The organism is Herpetosiphonaceae bacterium (assembly GCA_036374795.1).
Classification (GTDB): domain Bacteria; phylum Chloroflexota; class Chloroflexia; order Chloroflexales; family Kallotenuaceae; genus LB3-1.
Genome location: DASUTC010000155.1, coordinates 20,433 through 41,779, shown reverse-complemented (window position 1 = coordinate 41,779; position 21,347 = coordinate 20,433). Strand labels below are relative to the sequence as shown.

Annotated in this window: 21 protein-coding genes; 14 read left to right on the top strand and 7 right to left on the bottom strand. The window is 61.9% G+C overall.

Going from position 1 to position 21,347, the window contains the following annotated elements; all coding sequences use genetic code 11:
* Positions 1–24 precede the first annotated feature (24 nt).
* Both VFZ66_10730 and VFZ66_10725 read right to left on the bottom strand, forming a co-directional pair.
* On the bottom strand, positions 25–540 hold the full coding sequence (locus VFZ66_10730; GenBank protein ID HEX6289657.1) for a response regulator: 516 nt from the start codon (positions 538–540) through the stop codon (positions 25–27).
* Positions 509–4,429 carry a PAS domain S-box protein gene (locus VFZ66_10725; GenBank protein ID HEX6289656.1) on the bottom strand — a complete coding sequence of 1,307 codons (3,921 nt, stop codon included), beginning with the start codon at positions 4,427–4,429 and terminating at the stop codon, positions 509–511. The genes VFZ66_10730 and VFZ66_10725 overlap by 32 nt, the downstream gene beginning before the upstream one ends.
* A 323-nt stretch (positions 4,430–4,752) precedes the next feature.
* On the opposite strand from VFZ66_10725, the gene VFZ66_10720 reads away from it, so the two are divergent.
* The 13 genes from VFZ66_10720 (at position 4,753) to VFZ66_10660 (ending at position 15,548) form a co-directional block, all read left to right on the top strand.
* Positions 4,753–5,154 (top strand): PPOX class F420-dependent oxidoreductase, encoded by a 402-nt coding sequence (locus VFZ66_10720; protein HEX6289655.1) that lies wholly within the window; start codon positions 4,753–4,755, stop codon positions 5,152–5,154.
* Entirely contained in the window at positions 5,151–6,107 is a 957-nt protein-coding gene (cofD, locus tag VFZ66_10715) for a 2-phospho-L-lactate transferase (protein ID HEX6289654.1), read from the top strand. Before VFZ66_10720 ends, cofD begins: the two co-directional genes overlap by 4 nt.
* Before the next feature lie 286 nt (positions 6,108–6,393).
* Positions 6,394–7,020, top strand: a complete 627-nt coding sequence (cofC, locus tag VFZ66_10710) for a 2-phospho-L-lactate guanylyltransferase (protein ID HEX6289653.1) — start codon at positions 6,394–6,396, stop codon at positions 7,018–7,020.
* Positions 7,021–7,033: 13 nt separating this feature from the next.
* Positions 7,034–7,333, top strand: a complete 300-nt coding sequence (locus VFZ66_10705) for a GYD domain-containing protein (protein HEX6289652.1) — start codon at positions 7,034–7,036, stop codon at positions 7,331–7,333.
* 9 nt (positions 7,334–7,342) lie between these two features.
* Positions 7,343–8,098: a coenzyme F420-0:L-glutamate ligase gene (gene cofE, locus VFZ66_10700; protein HEX6289651.1), complete on the top strand. Its 756-nt coding sequence runs from the start codon at positions 7,343–7,345 to the stop codon at positions 8,096–8,098.
* Positions 8,099–8,194: 96 nt separating this feature from the next.
* Complete coding sequence (locus VFZ66_10695) at positions 8,195–9,190, top strand: TIGR03557 family F420-dependent LLM class oxidoreductase (GenBank protein HEX6289650.1); 996 nt, start codon at positions 8,195–8,197, stop codon at positions 9,188–9,190.
* A 110-nt stretch (positions 9,191–9,300) separates the two neighbouring features.
* The gene (locus tag VFZ66_10690) at positions 9,301–9,675 is read left to right on the top strand and encodes a nitroreductase/quinone reductase family protein (protein ID HEX6289649.1); all 375 of its coding nucleotides are present in this window, start codon (positions 9,301–9,303) and stop codon (positions 9,673–9,675) included.
* 120 nt (positions 9,676–9,795) lie between these two features.
* Positions 9,796–10,434: a nitroreductase family protein gene (locus VFZ66_10685; GenBank protein ID HEX6289648.1), complete on the top strand. Its 639-nt coding sequence runs from the start codon at positions 9,796–9,798 to the stop codon at positions 10,432–10,434.
* Between the two features lie 120 nt (positions 10,435–10,554).
* Positions 10,555–10,845 (top strand): hypothetical protein, encoded by a 291-nt coding sequence (locus VFZ66_10680; GenBank protein HEX6289647.1) that lies wholly within the window; start codon positions 10,555–10,557, stop codon positions 10,843–10,845.
* A gap of 69 nt (positions 10,846–10,914) precedes the next feature.
* On the top strand, positions 10,915–12,759 hold the full coding sequence (locus VFZ66_10675) for a 2-oxoacid:acceptor oxidoreductase subunit alpha (GenBank protein ID HEX6289646.1): 1,845 nt from the start codon (positions 10,915–10,917) through the stop codon (positions 12,757–12,759).
* The gene (locus VFZ66_10670; protein ID HEX6289645.1) at positions 12,756–13,871 is read left to right on the top strand and encodes a 2-oxoacid:ferredoxin oxidoreductase subunit beta; all 1,116 of its coding nucleotides are present in this window, start codon (positions 12,756–12,758) and stop codon (positions 13,869–13,871) included. The genes VFZ66_10675 and VFZ66_10670 overlap by 4 nt, the downstream gene beginning before the upstream one ends.
* A 355-nt stretch (positions 13,872–14,226) precedes the next feature.
* Positions 14,227–14,589: a hypothetical protein gene (locus VFZ66_10665; protein ID HEX6289644.1), complete on the top strand. Its 363-nt coding sequence runs from the start codon at positions 14,227–14,229 to the stop codon at positions 14,587–14,589.
* Positions 14,586–15,548, top strand: coding sequence for a sugar transferase (locus VFZ66_10660; GenBank protein ID HEX6289643.1), 963 nt, complete (start codon positions 14,586–14,588; stop codon positions 15,546–15,548). The genes VFZ66_10665 and VFZ66_10660 overlap by 4 nt, the downstream gene beginning before the upstream one ends.
* Positions 15,549–15,638: 90 nt before the next feature.
* On the opposite strand, the gene VFZ66_10655 is transcribed toward VFZ66_10660, so the two are convergent.
* Positions 15,639–16,121, bottom strand: a complete 483-nt coding sequence (locus tag VFZ66_10655) for an SRPBCC family protein (GenBank protein HEX6289642.1) — start codon at positions 16,119–16,121, stop codon at positions 15,639–15,641.
* Positions 16,122–16,330: 209 nt separating this feature from the next.
* Here VFZ66_10655 and VFZ66_10650 point away from each other — a divergent pair, with 209 nt between their 5' ends.
* Positions 16,331–16,840 (top strand): DUF892 family protein, encoded by a 510-nt coding sequence (locus VFZ66_10650; protein HEX6289641.1) that lies wholly within the window; start codon positions 16,331–16,333, stop codon positions 16,838–16,840.
* A gap of 70 nt (positions 16,841–16,910) precedes the next feature.
* Here the strand turns inward: VFZ66_10650 and VFZ66_10645 are convergent, their stop codons facing one another.
* The 4 genes from VFZ66_10645 to VFZ66_10630 all read right to left on the bottom strand — a co-directional run bounded on the left by VFZ66_10645 (position 16,911) and on the right by VFZ66_10630 (position 21,315).
* Positions 16,911–17,855 carry a VWA domain-containing protein gene (locus tag VFZ66_10645; protein HEX6289640.1) on the bottom strand — a complete coding sequence of 315 codons (945 nt, stop codon included), beginning with the start codon at positions 17,853–17,855 and terminating at the stop codon, positions 16,911–16,913.
* Positions 17,856–17,864: 9 nt separating this feature from the next.
* Complete coding sequence (locus VFZ66_10640; protein ID HEX6289639.1) at positions 17,865–18,893, bottom strand: DUF58 domain-containing protein; 1,029 nt, start codon at positions 18,891–18,893, stop codon at positions 17,865–17,867.
* Positions 18,883–19,911, bottom strand: a complete 1,029-nt coding sequence (locus VFZ66_10635; protein ID HEX6289638.1) for an AAA family ATPase — start codon at positions 19,909–19,911, stop codon at positions 18,883–18,885. The genes VFZ66_10640 and VFZ66_10635 overlap by 11 nt, the downstream gene beginning before the upstream one ends.
* Positions 19,912–20,067: 156 nt before the next feature.
* A complete protein-coding gene (locus tag VFZ66_10630; GenBank protein HEX6289637.1) occupies positions 20,068–21,315 on the bottom strand; it encodes a trypsin-like peptidase domain-containing protein in 1,248 nt (415 codons plus the stop codon).
* Between the last annotated feature and the right edge of the window lie 32 nt (positions 21,316–21,347).

The following is a 21,347-nucleotide window of genomic DNA, read 5'->3' as shown; positions in this document are numbered from 1 at the left end:
TCTCTTATTCCTTGCTTGCCGGTCCTACTCCGCTTCCGCGTACTGCTCGATCATCTGGAGCAGCGCGTCGATCTTCATCGGCTTGATGATCGACGGCAGGCCAAGCCTGCTGACTTCGGGATCGATGTCGCCGTAGGCCGTCATAATGATGATCGGCGGCAGCGGCGCGACCGGGTGCCGCTCGCTGAAAAGCTGGCGCAGAAACGTCGGGCCATCCATGATCGGCATGCGCAGATCGAGCAGGATCAGCCGTGGACGCAGTGTTTTGAGCCGCACCAGGGCTTCCGCGCCATTTTCCGACACCTCCACCGTGTAGCGCGCGTCTTCCAATGCCAGCGTCAACATCGTGCTGAGCCCGCGATCATCTTCAACGATCAAGATCGGACGCGACGGGCTCGCCCCGCCGAGATGATCGTGGTCGATCGGGGACGGCTCGCCTGGAGACTGATGATAGTTATACTGAGGGGTGGTCGAAAGGCAATCGGCCCGCCAACCATCGTTGGCTACCTCAGGCTGAGGGGTGAACGGTAGGGTCTGCATCTGCGCTGAACTCCTCGGATGGTTTATGCTCGATTGGGAGCCGAACTGTAAACGTGCTACCGTGATTTTCAACGGACTCGACGGTAATGGTACCGTTGTGCTGACGCACGATCTCGTGCGTAATGAATAAGCCCAGTCCTAGCCCAGGCCGCGACTCACGGACGGGCCGCTGCACCTGATAAAAGCGATCGAAAATATACGGTAGGTCGGCTGCGGGAATCCCAAGGCCCTGGTCGCCCACACGAAGCTCGACGGCCTGATCGGTCGCCTGAAGGCGAATCTCGATCTGCGTACCCGTCGGCGAGTACTTGGCCGCATTGGTACACAGATTAGTGATCACTTGCTCGATCCGTTGCATATCGGCTGTGACGATGATCGGCGCGTCGCCGGGCAGATCCAGCGTAAAGATGTGCTCAGGATAGACCATCTGGAGGCCGTCGATGATGCGCCGCACTACCGCGCTCATATCCAGCGGGTAGCAGCGTATGTGCAGCCGACCGGTCTGAATGCGGCTGACGTCGAGCAGATCGTTGATCAGCCGTTCAAGCTGCTCGCTCTCGCTGCTCATGGCCGCCAGCGCCCGCTCGATCCGCGCATCGATCTGCTGCTTCGTCGACCAGCGCTTTACGAGGTGAATGTAGCCGATCAGCGTGGAGAGCGGCGTTCTCAGCTCATGCGAGGCGAGCGCCAGGAAATCGTCCTTGATCTGCTCCTGCCGCTTGCGCTCGTTAATGTCGGTGCAGGTTCCGATATACCCCGCGAACGCGCCATGATCGTCGAAGAATGGCGTGCCGCGCGTCACCATCCAGCGCTCGACGCCATCATAGCGACGGGCGCGAAACTCCGCCTCGAAGATGTCACGCTCCTGCCATGCGGCGGTATATGCCTCTCCAACCACCTCGCGGTCGCGGGTGGAAACAAATCCGAGCCAGCCATTGCCACGCACCTGATCGGGCGTCGCGCCGGTAAACTCAAGCCACTGCTTATTGACGAAATCGCAAGCGCCGTGGCGGTCGGTGCGCCAGACCAGCATCGGCGCTTCCTCGACCAGCGTAAGATACACGTCGCGGGCATCTTGCAGCGCTCGCTCCATCCGCTTCCGATCGGTAATATCGCGTCCAATGCCGATGATCCCCTGGATCTGGCCTTTCGCATCGCGATGTGGCGATTTCTGGAGCAGCAGGGTCCTGGTCTGCCCATCTTTGGTCCAGTTGATCTCGGTTTGATACATCTGTCCCGTGCTCAGCACCACCTGATCCGTGCGATACAATTCGTCTGCGGCTTCGGGTATGAACACATCCAGCGAGTACTGGCCGATCAGCTCATCGGCTGGACGTCCGATCAGGCGCGCTGTCGCCGGATTGACCAGCAAAAAGCGGCCTTCGCGGTCTTTCAGATACACGTAGTCGCTCGTGCCGTTCAGAATCGCCTGCTCGCGCGCCTCGGTTTCGCGCAGCAGCATCTCGGCCTGCTGCCGATCGGTGATGTCGGTCGCGACGATGATCACGCCGGAGACAGCGCCATCTTCGTCCCGAACGGGCGCCAGGCGCATCTCAAAGGTCAGCCCCTCGATTTGTACCACAGCCGTGTACGCCTCGCCAGCCAGCGCACGGTGCGCGTGCGCGACCATATGCGGATGGTCGTGGTAGACCTCGAAGATCGAGCGACCGACAAGCTCGCCGGATGTCAGCCCCAGCGTTTCAAGCGCCTTGCCCTCCGAAACCGTGACCATGCCCTGCCGATCGAATGCCAGTAAAATGATCGGCGCGCTGGCGATCACGGTACGAAGCTGCTCTTCGGTGCGGCGGAGTTCTTCTTCGGCGCGCTTGCGCTCGGTAATATTACGCGCGGTAAAGGCCACGCCGGAGATCTCACCGCTCGCCGTTCGGAGCGGATTATAGTAGAGCTCCCACCATTCCGTGCCGTTGCTGCCGCTCGTCGGACGCTCGATCATCTGGGTTGTGCCCGCCAGCGTTTTGTTGAAAAGATCGATAAAGAGGTCGGTATCCTCCGGCGGGATATACTCCAGCATCGGGCGACCGATCTCGATCTGCTTGCCGTAGATCGCCGTCACGGCCATCTGAGCAAAACGATTATACGATTTAACGCGCAGATCGCGGTCCAGCAACATGACAGTTTGGTAAGCATTGTCAAAGATCGCCCGCAGGTTCGCCTCGGACTCTTGCAGCGCCACCTGGGCCTGCTGCCGCTCGGTGACATCGACCGCCACGCCGATCACGCCTGCAACCTGGCCCCCCGCGCCATGCATCGGCGTCCAGTGGGTTTCAAAGGTATATCTGCCGATCTGACTCGTCGCGGTGAAGGACTCGCCGCCGAGCGCGCGCCGCACGCGCTCGTACACTTCGGGATAGTCGGCGTACACATCACCGACCGACTGACCGACGAGATCGCTGCCTGGTGGGGCGAGAATGTTCCGGCCCTTGCCCTCGACGAAGGTGAACACGCCGTTACGATCGATCGCGAAGAGCGTGATCGGCGCGCTGGCGACGATGGTGCGCAGCCGCTCCTCGGCCTCGCGCAGCGCCTCCGCCGCCTGTTTGCGATCGGTGATGTCGTAGCACGCGCCGATGTAGCCCGCAAACGTGCCGTCGAGATCGCAGAAGGGCCTGCCGTAGTCCAGAATCCAGCGATACTCGCCATCGTGGCGCTGAAGCCGGTACTCTGTCTCGAACGGGCTGCGCTCGCGGAAGGCCCTGACAAAGATCTCACGGCAGCGCGCCAGATCCTCGGCTGGGATCGCGCTACGCCACCCCGCCAGCTCTTGTTCGAGCGTCCGCCCTCTGAACGCGAGCCAGGTCTTATTGAAGTAATTGCACTCGCCGCTCGGATCGGCCCGCCAGATCAGCGCCGGAAACTCCTCGAAGAGCGAGAGGTGGAAATCCCGCGACTTGATGATCACCTCTTCGGCGCGCTTGCGCTCGGTAATATCGGTGACGAACGCCAGCTCAGCGGGGCCGTCGGGTAGCTCGATGCGCGTGACATCGACGTGGATGGGAAACGTGGAGCCATCGCTGCGCTGCGCAAGCGTTTCGTAGGATGGGAGCAGGCCGCTGCCCGCTTGTCGCTGATCGATGAGCCGCGCGATGCGCTCGCGCTCGCACGGCGCGACCCGATTGAGAAACGATGTGCCGTACACGAAAGACCGATCGGCGTAGCCAAAGAGGCTGCGATAGGCCTCGTTGGTGTAGATCGTCGTGTTGTCGCGGCTCAGGGTCATGGCTACGGGCGCTGCGTCGATCAGCAGCCGAAAGCGCTCCTCGCTTTTCCGCACCGCCGCCTCTGCCTCGTGCCGCCGTCTGGTATCGCGGGCAATGCACAGCAGCGCCTGTTGTCTGGCGAACTGGATCGGGCTGACCGAAACTTCGATCGGCACGATCGTGCCCGCTCTGGTCTGCAGCCGGTGCGCGGCGACATACTGGCTGTCTGTGCTCGCATCGAACGCGCGCAGGCAGGCGGCAAAGCGCTCGCGCTCACGCGCAGGCACCAGATCGATGGCGTTCAGATGCCGTAGCTCGTCGAGCGTGTAGCCGGTGAGCTTGAGCGCCGCGCCGTTCGCATCCAGGTTGCGGCCCTGCGCATCGAGCACGAACAACGCATCCTGCGAGCCCTCGAACAGCGCGTGATAGCGCTGCTGGACCCGCTGAAGCCCCAGCATCTCGCGGTAGGTCAGGACGAAGAGCAACACGCTGGTGACGAAAACGAAGATCCCGCCCTGGAGTATGTGTAAGATAGACGCAGTGCGTGGATCGAGCGCGAGCCGCTCAATCAGCGGATCGGTCAGAATGATCCAGATACTGGCAAACACCACATAGATCAGCGTAATGCCAAGTGCTAGTCGTTGGATCTGATTCAAGCGCACATATACCATAGGCTTGCTCGGTCCGCGCTGCTAGGAAGATAGCAGCAGCAGCCTCATCACTGATTCGGCTCTCGTATCGATAGACGGGCGAGGGTGTTCCACGATGAGCTTAGGATGGAAGGTAGAGAGAGTGCTCCAAAGATTGTAGTACAGGCTGATTGCTTCTTGTGGCGTATATCGTACCATAGTCTGTGGACGAAAGGAACGCTATCGACGTAACCAATATACGGTCGCTGATAGATCAATCCTCCCACGGCGCGTGCCGTTTGTGTTACTATGAGTGTTCCAGCCGAAGCTACGTTCCTGTCGAGACGAAGGAGTACAATCTACTTATGCTGTCGGAACAGATTCGTTCGTTTTTGGAAGCCCCCCGTTTTGCCGTGCTCGCCACGATCAATCTTGACGGTACGCCGCATCAGTCGGTAGTCTGGTATGACGTGCAAGGCGATGAGATCATGATGAATACCGCCGAAGGTCGCGTTAAATTCAAGAATGTAGAGCGCGACTCGCGCATCTCGGTGTGTATCGAAGATGGCTATCGCTATCTGACGATCACCGGGACGGCAATCATGATCGACGATCAGGCAGTTGCCCAGGCCGACGCGGCGATCCTGGCGACACGCTATTTCCCCCAGGAGGTTGCGGATGCCTGGGTGACAAAGTTCCAGAGCCAGCAGCGGGTCACGCTTCGGATGACGATCGATCGTGTTGTCACCTACGGGTGCGACGAATGATTGTTGCACTTGCGGGCGGCGTCGGCGGCGCAAAGCTCGCTCACGGCCTCTACCAGGCGCTACCGCCAGATGAGCTGACGATCGTCGTGAATACGGCGGATGATTTTGAGCTATTCGGCCTGCGGATCAGCCCCGACGCCGATACGGTGATGTACACGCTGGCGGGCATCGCCAATCCCGAAACCGGCTGGGGCGTGGTCGGCGATACCTGGCAGACGCTAGAGATGCTCGGACGGTATGGCTACGATATGTGGTTTCGCCTCGGCGATCGTGATTTCGCAACGCATATCGCGCGCACGGAGCGTCTTCGGGCCGGGCAAACGCTGACCGAGGTGACGCATACGCTGGCGACGGCGCTCGGTATTCGCGCGGCGCTGCTGCCGATGTGCGATCAGCTCGTGGCGACGCAGGTGGCGACGCCCGACGGCGTGCTGCCGTTTCAGGATTATTTCGTGCGTCGCCACCACGCGGACACCGTTAAGGGCGTGGTCTTCGCCGGGATCGAGGAGGCGACGATCAGCGCGTCAGTCGCCGACGCGCTGCGGCAGGCGCGGGCGATCGTCTTCTGCCCGTCGAATCCGATCGTCAGCATCGGCCCGATTCTGGCGGTCGCCGGGATGCGTGAGGCGCTCGGCGCGGCGCGTGCTCCCAAGGTTGCCGTCAGTCCGATCGTCGGCGGCAAGGCGTTGCGCGGCCCCGCCGACCGCATGCTGGCCGATCTGGGCTACGAGGTGTCGGCGCTGGGCGTGGCGCGCATGTATCAGGGGTTGATCGATGGATTGGTGATCGATACGGCGGATGCCGCGCTGCACGCGCCGATCGCCGCGCTTGGTATGCGCGTGCTGGTGACACATACCGTGATGCACGACGAGCGCGATCGGCGTAGCCTGGCGGAGCAGGTCTTGGGCTTTGCCGCTCAGCTTTCGGCAGAGGATGCTACAATAATTAAGTAGATTTTACTTCTTAAGCGATCTCAGGCGGTTACTCCCTGGAGGCCCAGAGGCCGGGGTGTGGGTGTCGCCCAACGATTCCCCGTTCTCGTGCAGAATCGCAGGAATCCTTAACGGGCACTTTGATTCTGCATATGGAGCCGGTGAAAGATTGCGCGGCACGCATGTTGCCGCCTGGCAAGGGACGGCGGGCCGATGGGCACGCACGAGTTGATGAAGCATAGGTTGGAGCTGATGCGGCAGGCGATGCAGAGCAAATGGGTCGATCTGGACATTGTGCCGGGGAACGATGGCGACGGTCGCGATCGTTCCGCTTAGGTCGCTGCACGACGGGAAGCGCCGTCTGAGCGGTGAGCTGTCGAGCGCGGAGCGCGCGGCGCTGGTGCAGCGTCTCTTCCTCCGCGCGCAGCGGGCGATCATGGCGGCAGCGGGCGTCGAGCAGCTTTGCGTCGTCAGCCCGGACCCGGCGCTGCTGGAGTGGGTGGCGGGCGAAGGGGCGCTGCCGCTGCTGCAACCCGATCACGGACTGAACGCCGGTCTGGAGTATGCGCGGCAGACGCTGCTTGAGCGGCGAGCCTGGTCGTCGCTGCTGGTGGTGCTGCCCGATCTGCCGCTGATCGACACGGCGGATGTCGGCGCGCTGCTGCGGCTGGGAGAGCGCGGAACGGTCGTCGTCGCGTCGGATCGGCATGGCGCTGGCACCAACGCGCTGCTGCTGCAACCGCCGGATAGCCTGCCGTTTTCTTTCGGGGCGCACAGCCTACAGCGGCATACAGCGGCGGCGCGCTCCCGTGGTCTTGTGGTGCGAGAGTATGCCGCGCCGAGCATGGCGCTCGACCTGGATACTGCCGATGATCTGCGCATGTTCGAGGAGCTGGCGGTCGCGCATTCGATGGCGATCCGTCGAGGCCCATAAAGGAGGGCACGCTATGGAAACGTACGTCATCCTGGCGAAGCCGACCGAAAAGGGACGGCAAGACATCCACGGCATTGCGGAGCGTCGGCAGAAGAACATCGAGGATCTCAAGCAGAATGGTATTAACGTTGTTGCGGACTACGCGCTGATGGGCGATTACGATTTTCTCTACGTCGTCGAGGCTCCCGATAATCGCACGATCATGGAGCAGATCGTCAAGAACTCGCGGGCCGGCACGCTCGTGTTTCACACGATGGCGGCGCTGCCGCTGGATCAGTTCGCCGGGATTGCCCGCAACACTAGACACACGTAGGGCTAGAACGTGGCTTCAGAATTGCGGATCATCGGTATCGACGGCATTGGCGAGGTTCAGCACGGCGATGATCTGATCGTCGCTATCCAGCGCGGGCTGCGCGTCTCGGAGGTGCAGCTCGTGCCCGGCGACATCCTGGTTGTCACCCATAAAATCGTGAGCAAAGCCGAGGGGCGGCTGGTCGATCTTCAGACGGTCGAGCCGTCGCCCTTTGCGCAGCAGTGGGCCGCGCGCTACGACAAAGATCCGCGCCAGATCGAGGTGGTGCTGCGCGAGGCCGCGCGGATCGTGCGTATGGATCGCGGCATTCTGATCGCAGAGACGCGCCACGGCTTTATCTGCGCCAACGCGGGCGTCGATGCCTCGAACGTACCCGGCGCGGATCTGGTCTGTCTGCTGCCGGTCGATCCCGACGCCTCGGCGCGCGGCCTGGCGCAGACACTTGAGGAGCAGCTTGGCTTTGCCGTTCCCGTCATCATCACCGACTCGTTCGGACGGCCCTGGCGCGACGGCGTGGTCAATATCGCGATCGGCGTGGCGGGCCTTGAGCCGCTGGCCGATTATCGTGGGCAGCGCGATCCGTACGGCTACCTGATGAGCGCAAGCGTGCTGGCGGTCGCCGATGAGCTGGCTGCCGCTGCCGAGCTGGCGATGGGCAAAGTCGATCAGCGTCCGGTCGCCGTGGTGCGTGGCTACCCGTACACGCGCGGAGACGGATCGGGACGGCAATTGGTGATGGCTCCTGATCGGGATATGTTTCGGTAGCGCTAGAACAGGGGAACAGGCAAGCCCGTGGTTTAAGGCTTTGTTCTGTTGTGCTTTTGTTCAGTTCTTCGTTCTTTGTTCGCCTTTGGAGTTGCTATGGGCACACTAGGTTACGCGGCGATGTTCGAGCAGTTCACGCCCAGCGATCTGCTGCGCTACTGCGAGCTGGCGGAAGAGCAGGGCTTTGCTGCAGTGATGGCTTCGGATCATTTTCATCCCTGGACGCCGCAGCAGGGCCAGAGCGGGTTCGTCTGGGCCTGGATGGGCGCGCTTGGCGAGCGCACGCGGCAGCGCTTCGGCACGGGCGTGACACCGCCGGGCTATCGCTACCATCCCGCGATCATCGCGCAGGCGGCGGCGACGCTTGAGGCGATGTATCCGGGCCGCTTCTGGCTTGGCCTCGGCGCGGGCGAGGCGCTCAACGAGCATATTATCGGCGAGTACTGGCCGGAGCCGCCCGTGCGCCTTGACCGGCTGATGGAGTCGATCGAGGTGATCCAGAAGCTCCTGACCGGCAAAGTCACCAAGTACAGCGGCAAGTACATCAAGCTCGAAAGCGCGCGGCTCTACACGCTGCCTGCCGCGCCGCCGCCGATCTACGTCGCAACCTCAGGGCCGATCATGAGCGAGCGGACCGGGCGGCTGTGCGACGGGATTATCACCGTGGGCGCGGCGGACGAGAAGATCAACATGCTGATGCAGCGCTTCGAGAAGGGCGCGCGCGAGGCCGGGAAAGATCCGGCGGAGATGCCGCGCATCATCCAGTTGCACGTCTCATGGGCTGCTACGCAGGAACAGGCCGAGCAGAACGCAGTGAAGGAGTGGCCCAACGGCGGCATGCCCTTTCCCAAGGGCGACATTCGCAATCCCGAAGACTTCGAGGCGATGGCAAAGTTTGTGCGCATCGAGAACTTCAAGAACCGCGTGCTGATCTCGCCCGATCTGCAAGAGCACGTGGCGCACATCCAGCATTTTATCGATCTCGGCTTTACCGAGGTGTATATCCATAACGTCGGGCGCAACCAGGAGGAGTTCATCGCGGCGTACGGGCGCGAGGTGGTGCCCAATCTGCGCTGGCAGGCAGCCCGGTAGCTCCGGCTACTGGCGGTAGGTCCATGGACACACCAGTGCAGCGGACACGAGGTACGAAGCGAGCATGCGCGTAATGCAGGAGCGCTCGTGGTGTTAGCAGGAGGACCGCAGTGGAGCCAGCGACGGAGCTACAGCCCTACGCCGACGAAGATTTTTGCTACCTGACCACCGTCGGTCGTGTCTCCGGCAGGCCGCACGAGATCGAGATGTGGTTTGCGCTCGGCGGCACGACGCTCTATATGCTGGCAGGCTATCGCGACCGCGCGGATTGGGTCAAAAACATCCGACAGCAGCCATCGGTTCAGGTGCGGATTCGCGAGCGTATGTTTGTTGGCCGGGGGCGGATCGTAGACGAGACGAGCGACGAGGCGATCCAGGCTCGCCTGCTGGTTGGCCCGAAGTATAACGAGTGGCAGCCGGGACAGCCCAGGAGCGGCTGGACCTGGGAGGCGCTGCCTGTGGCCGTCGATCTTGACGTAACGTGAATCACGGGGATCAAGGGATCAAGGGCACAACGCAAGTGAATGTTTCATCCTTTTGTTCCTTGATCCTCGGTGCTCCTCCTTGTTCTTTGTTCTCGCCTTGTTCTTTGAATTGGAATACTCGTGGATGATAGACTAGCTCTACCTGATCGATCCTCGCTGGCCTTCGACGATATTATTCGCGGACGGCGCTCGGTACGGCAGTATCAGCCGCGTCCGGTGCAGCGCGAGATGATCATGCAGGTGATCGACGCGGCGCGCTGGGCACCCTCGCCGCATGGCCGCATGCCGTGGCGCTTCGTGGTGCTGACGCAGCCGGAGCGCAAGACCCATCTGGCCGAAGCGATGGCACGGGAATGGCAGCACAACCTTGAAATGGATCGGCAGCCGCCGGAGATCGTCGCGGTGCGGCTGCGGAAGTCGAAGGCGCGCGTGGAGGGAGCGCCGGTAGTGATCGTTCCATGCCTCTACTTGCAGGATCTCGATCACTATCCCGACGCCGCGCGCCAGCAGGCCGAGACGACGATGGCTATCCAAAGCCTGGGCGCAGCCGTCCAAAACATGCTGCTGACGGCTTACCAGCTCGGCCTCGACACCGGCTGGATGTGCGCGCCGCTGTTCTGCCCGGACGTGGTGGTGCGGGCGCTCGACCTCGATCCGGCGCTGATACCGCAGGCATTGATCATGCTCGGCTATGCTGCGACCGATCCGCAGCGCCGCGAGCGCTTGCCGATCGATACGATCATCGCGCAGTGGGATTGATATGGCGCAGGTCCATGCAAGCGCCGTATCATAGCCATACGGGATCGTCATTGGAAGATCTGGCTTTGGTGGCGTATACTACGTGGATTACACCGAGCCATAGGTAGGGAGTTCTCTGGTATGCAAGAAGATCGCTCGAATACACCTCCATCACCTGAAACACAGCCCGCCAATGTGCGTGAACAATTACATCAGGAAAATGTGACCCATGAGGGAGCGCCGCGCTCGGCGGATGGAGTCGGCCCGACCCAGAGCAGCCATTTCGGCGCGGTTGAGGATGATCGGTCGGGGCATGTAGACCAGACGCCGGTGACTCCGCCGATGGACGGGCCGTACAACCTGGTCGACGAAGAGACGAATAAACAAGACCAGGATGTCGATCCACAGCAGGAGATTCCGGGCGGCGGCTAGTAGGCCGTCTGATGATTGACCAGCGTCATGAACCATGTGATACGAGATATAACCGCAAAGGAGCATAGTATGAGCACTGCTGCTGTTGATACAGCACCACGTGCCGTCGGGCTAGATCCCAATCGCGATCCGGTCAACGATTTTTCTATCGTGGCGGCAACCGTCAACGGTTCAGGTAGCCAGACGGCCAATAGTACGCTGATCCGCGCGCTCTTCAAGATGGGCATTCCCGTCAACGGTAAAAACCTCTTCCCATCGAATATCTCCGGCCTGCCCACGTGGTACACCATCCGCGTCAGCAAGGATGGCTACATCGCGCGGCGTGACACCACTGAGGTCTTAATTGCCTTCAATCAGCAGACGGCGGCGCAAGACCTCGCGGCGCTGCCGGTCGGCGGCGTCTGCCTGTATCCTGAGGACGCCAAGTTCGAGCGCAGCCGCGACGACGTGACCTATTATCCGCTGCCGGTCAAAAAGATGATCGCCGACCTGGGCGTCGACAAGAAGCTGGTCGATCGCGTGGCGAACATGGTCTATGTCGGCGCGCTGGCCCAGCTGCTCGGCATCGAGCGCGAGGCGATCCGCGAGGCGCTGAGCTACTACCTCGGCGGCAAGCAGAAGGCCGTCGAACTCAACTACAACGTGGTTGTCGCCTCCGCCGATTGGGCCAGAGATAACCTGCCCAAGCAAGATCCGTTTCGCGTCGAGCGCATGGACAAGACCGAGGGCCTGATCCTGATCGACGGCAACACGGCGGCGGGCATCGGCGCGCTGGTCGGCGGCATGACTGTCACCGCGTGGTATCCGATCACGCCTGCGACCAGCCTGGCCGATGCGCTGAACGAGTACGCGCCCAAGCTGCGGAAAGATCCCAAGACCGATCAGCCGACTTATGCGATCGTGCAGGCCGAAGATGAGATCGCCGCGATCGGTATGGTCCTCGGCGCGGGCTGGATGGGCGCGCGCGCGATGACCTCGACCTCCGGCCCCGGCATCTCGCTGATGACCGAGTTCGTCGGCTTTGGCTACTTCGCCGAGGTGCCCGGCGTGATCTGGGACGTGATGCGCATGGGGCCGAGCACCGGCCTGCCGACGCGCGTCTCGCAGGGCGATGTGCTCAAAGCCTACTACCTGGGCCACGGCGATGTGCGCAATATCTGTCTGCTGCCCGGCAACGTGCAGGAGTGCTTCGAGTTCGGTCAGACCGCCTTCGATCTGGCGGAGCGCTTGCAGCAGCCGGTGCTGGTGCTCAGCGATCTCGACCTGGGTATGAACAACTGGATGACCAGGCCGTTCGAGTATCCTACGACGCCGCTGGATCGCGGCAAGGTGCTCGACGCCGAGCAGTTGAAGCAGATGGAGAATTGGGGCCGCTACAAAGATGTCGACGGCGACGGCATTCCCTACCGCACGCTGCCCGGCAACGAAAACCCGATGGCCTCGTACTTCACGCGCGGCTCCGGCCACAATGAGAACGCGGGCTACACCGAGCGTCCCGACGATTGGATCAAGAACATGGCGCGTCTTGCCCGTAAGCACGAAACTGCCCGCACGATCGTGCCCAAGCCGGTCGTCGATCGCCGCGAGGGCGCGAAGGTCGGGATCATCGGCTACGGCAGCACCGATCCAGCGATCGTCGAGGCGCGCGACCGGCTGCACAGCCAGCTGGGCCTGGAGACGAGCTATATGCGCCTGCGCGCGCTGCCGCTCGGCGAGGAGGTCAGGCAGTTCGTCGCCGAGTACGATCGGGTCTATGTGATCGAGCTGAACAGCGATGGTCAGATGCACAAGCTGCTGCAACTGCACACGCCTGAGTACGCGACCAAGCTGGTTTCGATGGCGCATAATGACGGCCTGCCGCTGACGCCGCGCCTCGTCACCGATCAGATCAACGAAATGGAGCAAACACGATGACAACTGCTGCTAAGCCGGGCGGCCCTCCCGCCCCGAAGGCAACTGTCAATAAAGCCGGTCTTTCCAAGCCGGATTACCGTGGTCTGCCATCGACGCTCTGCGCGGGCTGCGGCCATGATTCGATCGCCAGCCAGATCATCCAGTCGGCCTTCGAGCTGTCGCTCAAGCCGCACCAGATCATCAAGCTGAGCGGCATCGGCTGCTCGTCGAAGTCGCCCGCGTATTTTCTCAGCCGCTCGCACGGCATCAACGTGGTCCACGGGCGCATGCCCTCGATCGCCACGGGCGCGATGCTCGCCAACCGTAACATGCTGGCGATCGGCGTCTCGGGCGACGGCGATACGGGCTCGATCGGACTGGGACAGTACAAGCATATGCTGCGCCGCAACGTGCCGATGGTCTATATCATTGAGAATAACGGCGTCTATGGCCTGACCAAGGGCCAGTTCTCGGCGACCGCCGACCTGGGCCAGAAGCTCAAGTATGCCGGGACCAACGAGCTGATGCCGATCGATCTGTGCCTTGAGGCGATCATCGCCGAGTGCGGCTTTGTCGCGCGCTCCTTCGCGGGCGACGCCAAGCAGGTCCGCGAGCTGCTGAAGGCTGCGATGAGCTACAACGGCACGGCGGTGCTCGATATTATCAGCCCGTGCGTCACCTTCAACAACCACGCCGAGTCGACCAAGAGCTACACCTTCGGCAAGGAGCACGAAGAGATCTTGCAAGACATCAATTTCGTGCAGGCCTACGAGGAGATCGAGGTCGATTACGAGCCCGGGTCGGTGCAGGAGGTCAAGCTGCACGACGGCCCCACGATCCTGCTGCGCAAGGTCGAGGCGCGTAAGGGTGGCAAGGGCGAGCAAGAGGGCACCCAGGCGACCAACGGCGAGGTGCGCTATCACGATCCGACCGATAAGCTGGCGGCGCTCCGGCTGCTGGAGGAGGCTCGCGAGAAGCAGGAGTTCATCACCGGCCTGCTCTACATCAACGAGTCGCGTCCGACGCTGCTCGATCTTGAGCGTCTGCCCGAAACAGCATTGATCGCGATGTCGGAGGAGCAGCTTCGTCCGTCGCGCGAGGCGTTCGCGGCGGCGCTGGCCGAGTTCGCGTAGCGCTGTAACGCAGAACAACGGAACAAAGAACAAAGAACAAGGGAAAGATGTACGGTCCCACCTCCCCTCTGGGTGTAGGAGCCTGTCGAGGTTCGGGGAAGGGGCCGGGGGGCGAGGGCCTCAATCCAAAACAACAGAGCAGGAGGATCGCCCACGCGATCCTCCTGTTTGTGTGCCGCACGTACCCTGATTGCTTGCCGGGCCTCGTCAAGCGGTGTCGATCTCAAAAGGTCCAATCAAGAACTGTTATCGATCAGCATTCGATCCCTTGACCTGCGTAGTACACTCTAGGTAGAGCTATCCGTATGCTCGTTCACCTTGCTCAACAACACTATGTGCCTGGAAGATTTCGCATATGGACGATAATGTACCACGTAACCAGGTTGTCCTTACACCTCAGCTAGACGATGCTCAGCTCCTCAGACAACAAATCCGTGGACGATATTACCGCGCGCTCAATTATCTCTCGATCTACCTTTTTATTATCGTAGTTTATGGAAGCGGACTGATCGTTGATTATTTGCTGTTTTCCCTGATGTGGTGGCTGCTCGATGAAGAAGTACAACGATACTATCTGGTTGCAACAGGTTTTGATTATGCAAGAATCGGATTGGCAATGTTGTTTATCGTGAGCGCTATTGTTCATGGATCGCTCTCAACGTATTCGCAGATACAATTGGATATAGCCTTATTTAAGGAAGGCAACGAAGCGCGATGAAGAATAATCGCTGGTCTGGTAATAGAAGCTTACTTCTGCGAGAATCGCTCTATGCCTGGATTCTGCTGCTCCTGAATGTTATCCTTTTTACGGTGATCGCGATTCTTCTATCGCTCGTTATAGCTAGTCAACAGATGGTTGTGGTCATAGCATTATCGATTGTTATTCCTATCATGATATACGTCCATCTTGCTTTGTATAAAAGAGATTACTCGCTTGGTTTCATTAAGCGCGTAGATCGATCTGTGTACATGGCACAATGGCGAACTGTGAGACGTGAATATTACCTAGCTAAACGAATATTCGACGTGTTGATTGCTACACTCGTGTTTCCATTGTTCCTGATCATCTTCGCGGTCTGCGCACTGCTCTTGAAGATCGAAGCGCCAGGTGGGCCGATCCTCATGCGCCGGGAAGGGATCGGCCAGGGTGGACGACGGTTCAAGATCTACACATTCCGCACGATGATGCCGGATCTTGCGATGAGGCTCACCGATGCGGCATCTTGGGGATCTCCTCTGCCTGCTTTTAAGCTTAGGGACGACCCACGGATCACCCGCGTCGGCAAGTTTTTGCGGAGAACGGGCCTGGATCAACTGCCACAGTTGATTAATGTGCTGCGGGGTGACATCAGCTTCGTAGGGATAGAACCTGAAGTTGTGTCGCATCAGCCAATGCTTTTACTGCACAACGAATTTCCGCTTGTACAGCCAGGTCTAACCGGATTCTGGCGCATCTATGAGGGAAGATCCCTTTCTATCGATGAGCGGCTGCGCCTTGAAGTGGCCTATATCACAACAGCGTCCTTCTGGCTTGACATGAAGATCCTTTGGTGGACGCTCGGCAGCCTCGCTTTTGGTCAGGACTGGGCTATCGCCAGGGTTGAGCGCGAGCGAGGTCGGAATGAACCGGGCCGCGAGGAAGAGAGCAGCGGTGTCAGATCGCTACCTCCTCGGTAATGGCGCAGGCCACGTTCAATCTATACGCATACCGCATAAACATAGGGACGAGCTGCGCGCTCGTCCCTGCATTTGTTAACCAGTTCCGAACTACTTCGAGCCAGCGCCGCGCTGCTTCGACTCAGGCTCGCGGCCCTGATAGGTACGCTGCTGATTGATCATCGTCTTGAAGCGCTCAAGGTCTTCCTCAAGCTGGCTCTGCGGGTTGCTGAAGAGCTTGGCGACGGCATCGCCGACCACGCCTGCGGGCGGATCGTATTTCAGCACCACGTGGATCTCGGTCTGATCGTTGCCTAGCTCGGTGAACGTGACCTGTCCCGACGTGGTGATGTCGCCGTTGTCGCGGCTATTCCACGCGATGCGCTTGTTCGGCTCAAGCATCGTCGTCTCGGCGTCCCACTCGACGCTCATGCCCAGCGGCCCGCTTGCCACCCAGTGCGACAGCCGCTCGCCGGTCTTTGTCACCTGCTTGATGTTGCTCATAAACTCAGGAAAGCGATCGAACTGAGTCCAGAACTGATATACATCGGATACCGGAGCATGAACAATCATGGTCTTTTCGGCCATTGGCATGGTTGTCCTCCTTGCCTAAGATGTTTACTGCGGTGAAGCTTTCGCAAAAAACGTACCAGCAGCTAGCCAGCCTCGGTCCCCATTGGAGCAGGTGGAGGATGCGCACACGGCACAACCCTGGCCTACATCTTGCTCGAACCTGGCTCCTTGTGGAGCGCGTAACCCGTTCCACGGATGCACTTGAGGCAAGGTTTGAGGAGGAGGAAGACATGGCAATCAAAGACCTGAACGAGAAGTTCATCCATGAGCTGGGAGACATCTACGACGCCGAGCATCGCTTTCTGGAAGCGCAGCAGGAGATGTTGAAGCAGGCCAATAACTCCACCGTCAAGACGCTCTTGCAGGAGCATATCGGCCAGACCGAGCAGCAGATCAAGAACCTGGAGCAGGTGTACAGCGCCCTGGGCGAGAAGCCCAAGCGCGTCAAGTGCGACGCGGCGGCGGGTCTTGTCACAGAGGGCCAGAAGACGATGAAAGAGGCGTCGGGCAATCCGGCGATTCTCGATTGCGTGATCGCAGGCTCAGCCTCCAAGGTCGAGCACTACGAGGTCGCCAGCTACCGGGGTCTGATCGAGGGCGCGCGGCTGATGGGCCAGAACGAGGTCTTGCGGCTGCTCCAGCAGAACTTGCAGCAGGAGGAGCAGACATCGCAGCGGGTCGAGCAGAGCATCCCGCAGCTTTTGCAGCAGGCGATGTCGGCGCAGGAGCGCGGTCGCTAGCAAACGCTCACGATACAACCAGCGGGGCGCTCAGCGCCCCGCTTTTTTGCTGGCTACTCCGCGCGCGTGGCTACGGGAACTGTTGGAACCAGCGCAGGCTCAGCAATCCCCCGGCGACGACAAACAGCGTGCCGAGGCCACTCACCAGCGCCGTCACTTCGGTGTACTCCTCGACCCAGCTCATCTGCGAGCCGAGCTGCTGATAGATCTTTTTCAGCTCGCCCGACTCCGCCGCGTAGAAGTACTCGCCGTCGGTCGCGGCGGCGATCTTTTGCAGCGTGGCCTCGTCGAGCCGCACCGGAATACCGCCCAGCACGACTGGCGTCTCGCCCCGCTGCCCGATGCCTACGGTATAGACTTTGACCTGCTCCTGCCGGGCGCGCTCGGTCGCCTCTTCGACGGGAATGCCTAGCGTCGGCTGCCCGTCCGACAGCAGAACCACCAGACCCGGCGCTGGCTTATCCGCATCGTCGGCTGGCCGCTGCGCAAGCTGATCGAGCGCGAGATACAGGCCATCGCCGATCGCGGTGCCGCCGCCATAGCTCAGCCGGTCGATCGCGCGCTTCACCTGCTCGCGATCCTCGGTAGGCGGCGCGTTGAGCCGCGCGCCCGTGCTAAAGCTGACCACGCCAACCTGCACGCTCGCGGGCAGCGCCGCGACAAACGCCTGCGCGGCCTCCTTCGCCGCCGTCATCCGATCCGGCTTCAGATCGTCGGCGGCCATCGAGCCGGATACGTCCATCACCAGCATCACCGTCGTCTGATCGCGCGGCACCGCCACCACCGCCATCGGACGGGCAATGCTTACCAGCAGCGCCGCGAGGCCGAGCAGGTAGAGCATCGGTGGAATGTGCCGCCGCACGCCGGGGCCGCGACCGACGACTTCGCTCAGCAGTGCCAGGTTGGTAAAGCGCACGGCGTAGGCGCGGCGGCGGCGCTGCGCCAGGATATACACCCCTATCAGAATCGGGATCAGTGCCAGGCTCAACAGTAGATAAGGCCATTGAAATGTCATGCAAGCCTCTTAGTACAAGCTCGTCGGCTCAGCTGTGCCTAGTCGCCGGACAATCACGCTGGCAGGCGCATGAAGCGTGCGTCTGAGCCTGCGGGCGCTCAGGAAGCGAACCAGCACCGGCAGCAGCGCTGTATCGGTTCCCAGCGCCAGGTACTCAGCGCCACAGCGCGCCAGATCGGTGCGAATCCGCGCGGCCTGCTCCAGCGCCGCCTGCTGAAAACGCTCCCGCAGCCCGCGATCGTGGGTGTTGACGACAAGCTGGCTGCCAGTTTCGGGATCTTCAAAGGTCACTAATCCAATATCCGGTAGCTCGGCCTCACGCGGATCGTGGAGCCGCACCGCGATCAGTTCGTGGCGCTGTGCCAGCAGCGCCAGCGGCGTCTGCCAGCCCGTCGGCGCGAGAAAGTCCGAGACGACGATCAGCAGCGACCGGCGGCGGATCACGCCGTGGACGCGCGCCAGCGCCCCGGCCAGGTCCGTCGCGCCCGATCGCGTGTGTCGCGTCTCATGCTGGATACCGTCAAGCAGCCGCAGCAGATGCGTCTGACCGGCTCCCGGCGGCATAAAGCTCAGCGGACGATCGGCGAACAGGAGCGCGCCAAGCCGGTGCCCGCGCTGCGCGAAGAGCTGGCCCGCCACGGCGGCAAACTCCAAGGCGCGCTCGCGCTTCAGGCACTCCGCGGTGCCCCAGTTGAGCGACGCGCTGACGTCGACGATCAGCCACACATCCAGCGCCCGCTCGGTCAGCGCCTCGCGCACGAACGGGCGATCGGTGCGCGCCGTAGTATTCCAGTCGATGTGGCGCACATCGTCGCCGGGCTGGTACTCCCGCACCTCGGCCAGCTCCATGCCGGAGCCACGCACCAGCGAGCGCTCGTCGCCGCCGAGATGCGTCGCCAGCGGGCGGAGCACCGTCCAGTGCATGCGCCGCAGCAGCCCGACCGGAGTCTCAGGCTGTCGCTGTTTCGGGTGAGCGGCTGCGGGCGGCTGATCGCTGCGCAGCGCACGCGCGATCCTGCCGCGCAGCTTAGGCCACATGCCGATCTCCGAGGTCGATCCGTGGCGGCGGGTAGCGCTCCAGCACCGCCGCGATGATCGCATCCGCCGTGACGCCGCCGACGATGCCTTCGTAGCTCAAAACCAGGCGATGGCGCAGCACATCCGGCAGCAGCTCGACGACATCCTGCGGCAGGACGTACTGCCGTCCACGCACGAAGGCCAGCGCGCGAGCGCCCGCGATCACATAGATCGATGCGCGGGGGCTGCCGCCAAAGAGCACGGCGGAGGCGAAGCGATCCAGGCCATGCGCCGCCGGATTGCGGGTCGCCTGTACCAGCGCCGTCGCGTAGGCGATGACGTGCGGATCGACGTAGACCTGATCGACGGCCTGCTGCATCGCCAGCAGCCGATCGGGCGTGATCAGCGTGCGGAGCTGAATCGGCGGGCCGATCATGCGCTCGACGACCACGATCTCTTCGTTGTAGGATGGATAATTGACCAGCACTTTGAACATAAAGCGATCGAGCTGCGCCTCCGGCAGCGGATAGGTGCCGTCGGACTCAATCGGGTTTTGGGTTGCCAGCACCAGAAACGGATTCGGCACGGCGTACGTCTGCTTGCCGATCGTCACCTGGCGCTCCTGCATGACCTCAAGCAGCGCCGATTGCACTTTGGCGGGCGCGCGGTTGATCTCGTCGGCCAGCAGCAGGTTAACAAAGACCGGCCCCAGCTCGGTGGTGAACTCGCCGGTCTTGCCGTTGTAAATCCGCGTGCCGACCAGATCGGCAGGCACCAGATCGGGCGTGAACTGGATGCGTCCGGTCGTTCCGCCGACGACCTGCGCCAGCGCCTTGATCGTGGCGGTCTTTGCCAGGCCGGGCACGCCCTCAAGCAGGACATGACCACGCGCCAGCAGCGCTACCAGCAGACGTTCAAGCAGATGATCCTGGCCGACGATCAGGCGCTTGATCTCAAACAGGACGTGCTCGATCTGTGCGGGCGAGACGGCGGCGTGCTCGTGAACCGGCGCGGGATGATGGTTAAGCGATGCTGTCATAGTTTCGAGTTTCCAGTTTTGAGTTCAACGTTCAGAGTTTCGAGGTGAGGCCCTCACCCCCGGCGCTTGCGCGCCACCCCCTCTCCCACTGCTGTAAGAGAGGGGAACGAGCCTCCTAGGTCTTGGTGCTTGGTTCTCCCGTTGTTCCTTTGTTCTTTAGCCCGCCTGACGCGGCCAGGCTTGCAGCGTCACATCGAGCTGCTGCTCCTGGCCGTCGCGCACGACGGTCAGCGTGACAGTATCGCCGGGCTTCTTGTCAGCCAGCCGCGCGCTGATCTCATCGACATTCGTGACCGCCTTGCCGTCGATCGCGGTAATCACATCGCCGCCGCGCGGAATGCGCTCGTTGATGCTCTGCCCGCCGCGCAGACCCGCCTGATCGGCGGGGCTGCCCGGCACGATGCCCACGACCAGCACGCCCTCGCTGACCGATAGGCTCTGATCTTTGGCGATCGTCTCGTCCAGCTCTTGCCCGCTGATGCCCAGCCAGACCGGCTCAAGGTTCGCGCCGGCCTCAAGCTGCGATAGGCGCTGCTTGGCGGTGTTGATCGGCACGGCGAAGCCGACGCCGACCGAGCCGCGCACCGGGCTTTCGATCATCGTGTTGATGCCGATCACCTCGCCGCGCGCGTTGAGCAGCGGGCCGCCGGAGTTGCCGGGGTTGATCGGCGCGTCGGTCTGAAGCAGGTTGCGCTGCGTCCGACCATTGCCGGGATTCCAGTTGCGGTGGATCGCGCTGATGATCCCCTGCGTCACGGTCTGGTCCAGTCCAAAGGGGCTGCCGATCGCGATGGCCGTCTCGCCGACCTGCACCTGCTCCGAGTCGCCCAGCGCGGCAACCGGCACATTCTCCGGCAGGTCGACCTTGAGCAGCGCCAGGTCGTTGCCGCGATCGGTGCCGAGCACCTGCGCCTCGCGCGTCTCGCCGCTGTTAAACTTGACGCTGACCACGCGCGCATTCTCGACGACGTGGTTGTTGGTCAGGATCAGGCCCTTCGCATCGACCACGAAGCCCGATCCGCTACCCTCGGCGGTGTAGGCGCTGATGCCGCCGGAAACGGTGATGCGTACCACCGCCGGGCTGACTTTGCTAAACACGCTTCCGGCGATGTTTGGAGCAACCGCGCTATTGGCGACGGTCGCCATGCTGGGTGCCGATGCGTTGTTGGGGGCCGGGCTGGCGGCAGGTGGGGTTTGTGGTGCAGCCGAGGTCTGCGGCGCGATCCAGTATGTAGCGGCTACTGCGCCGACCGCGCCGCCGCCGACCGCGCCGCCGGAGAGCGCCGCGATCAGCAGGGCCGCCGTGCCGAGACGGCGTTTACTGCGCGTCGGTGTGGGCGTTGGCGCAGCGGGTGCTGGTGTCGGTGTCGACGCCGATGATTGATCGAATCGATAGGGGAACATGCGTTTCCTCCGGGTTTGTCACTTTATGGATT

Excerpts from the sequence above, each read along its gene's own strand:
- VFZ66_10730 (HEX6289657.1), bottom strand. The coding sequence starts at position 540 with ATGCAGACCCTACCGTTCACCCCTCAGCCTGAGGTAGCCAACGATGGT.
- VFZ66_10725 (HEX6289656.1), bottom strand. The coding sequence starts at position 4,429 with ATGGTATATGTGCGCTTGAATCAGATCCAACGACTAGCACTTGGCATT.
- VFZ66_10720 (HEX6289655.1), top strand. The coding sequence starts at position 4,753 with ATGCTGTCGGAACAGATTCGTTCGTTTTTGGAAGCCCCCCGTTTTGCC.
- cofD (HEX6289654.1), top strand. The coding sequence starts at position 5,151 with ATGATTGTTGCACTTGCGGGCGGCGTCGGCGGCGCAAAGCTCGCTCAC.
- cofC (HEX6289653.1), top strand. The coding sequence starts at position 6,394 with ATGGCGACGGTCGCGATCGTTCCGCTTAGGTCGCTGCACGACGGGAAG.
- VFZ66_10705 (HEX6289652.1), top strand. The coding sequence starts at position 7,034 with ATGGAAACGTACGTCATCCTGGCGAAGCCGACCGAAAAGGGACGGCAA.
- VFZ66_10695 (HEX6289650.1), top strand. The coding sequence starts at position 8,195 with ATGGGCACACTAGGTTACGCGGCGATGTTCGAGCAGTTCACGCCCAGC.
- VFZ66_10680 (HEX6289647.1), top strand. The coding sequence starts at position 10,555 with ATGCAAGAAGATCGCTCGAATACACCTCCATCACCTGAAACACAGCCC.
- VFZ66_10675 (HEX6289646.1), top strand. The coding sequence starts at position 10,915 with ATGAGCACTGCTGCTGTTGATACAGCACCACGTGCCGTCGGGCTAGAT.
- VFZ66_10670 (HEX6289645.1), top strand. The coding sequence starts at position 12,756 with ATGACAACTGCTGCTAAGCCGGGCGGCCCTCCCGCCCCGAAGGCAACT.
- VFZ66_10665 (HEX6289644.1), top strand. The coding sequence starts at position 14,227 with ATGGACGATAATGTACCACGTAACCAGGTTGTCCTTACACCTCAGCTA.
- VFZ66_10660 (HEX6289643.1), top strand. The coding sequence starts at position 14,586 with ATGAAGAATAATCGCTGGTCTGGTAATAGAAGCTTACTTCTGCGAGAA.
- VFZ66_10655 (HEX6289642.1), bottom strand. The coding sequence starts at position 16,121 with ATGCCAATGGCCGAAAAGACCATGATTGTTCATGCTCCGGTATCCGAT.
- VFZ66_10650 (HEX6289641.1), top strand. The coding sequence starts at position 16,331 with ATGGCAATCAAAGACCTGAACGAGAAGTTCATCCATGAGCTGGGAGAC.
- VFZ66_10645 (HEX6289640.1), bottom strand. The coding sequence starts at position 17,855 with ATGACATTTCAATGGCCTTATCTACTGTTGAGCCTGGCACTGATCCCG.
- VFZ66_10640 (HEX6289639.1), bottom strand. The coding sequence starts at position 18,893 with ATGTGGCCTAAGCTGCGCGGCAGGATCGCGCGTGCGCTGCGCAGCGAT.
- VFZ66_10635 (HEX6289638.1), bottom strand. The coding sequence starts at position 19,911 with ATGACAGCATCGCTTAACCATCATCCCGCGCCGGTTCACGAGCACGCC.
- VFZ66_10630 (HEX6289637.1), bottom strand. The coding sequence starts at position 21,315 with ATGTTCCCCTATCGATTCGATCAATCATCGGCGTCGACACCGACACCA.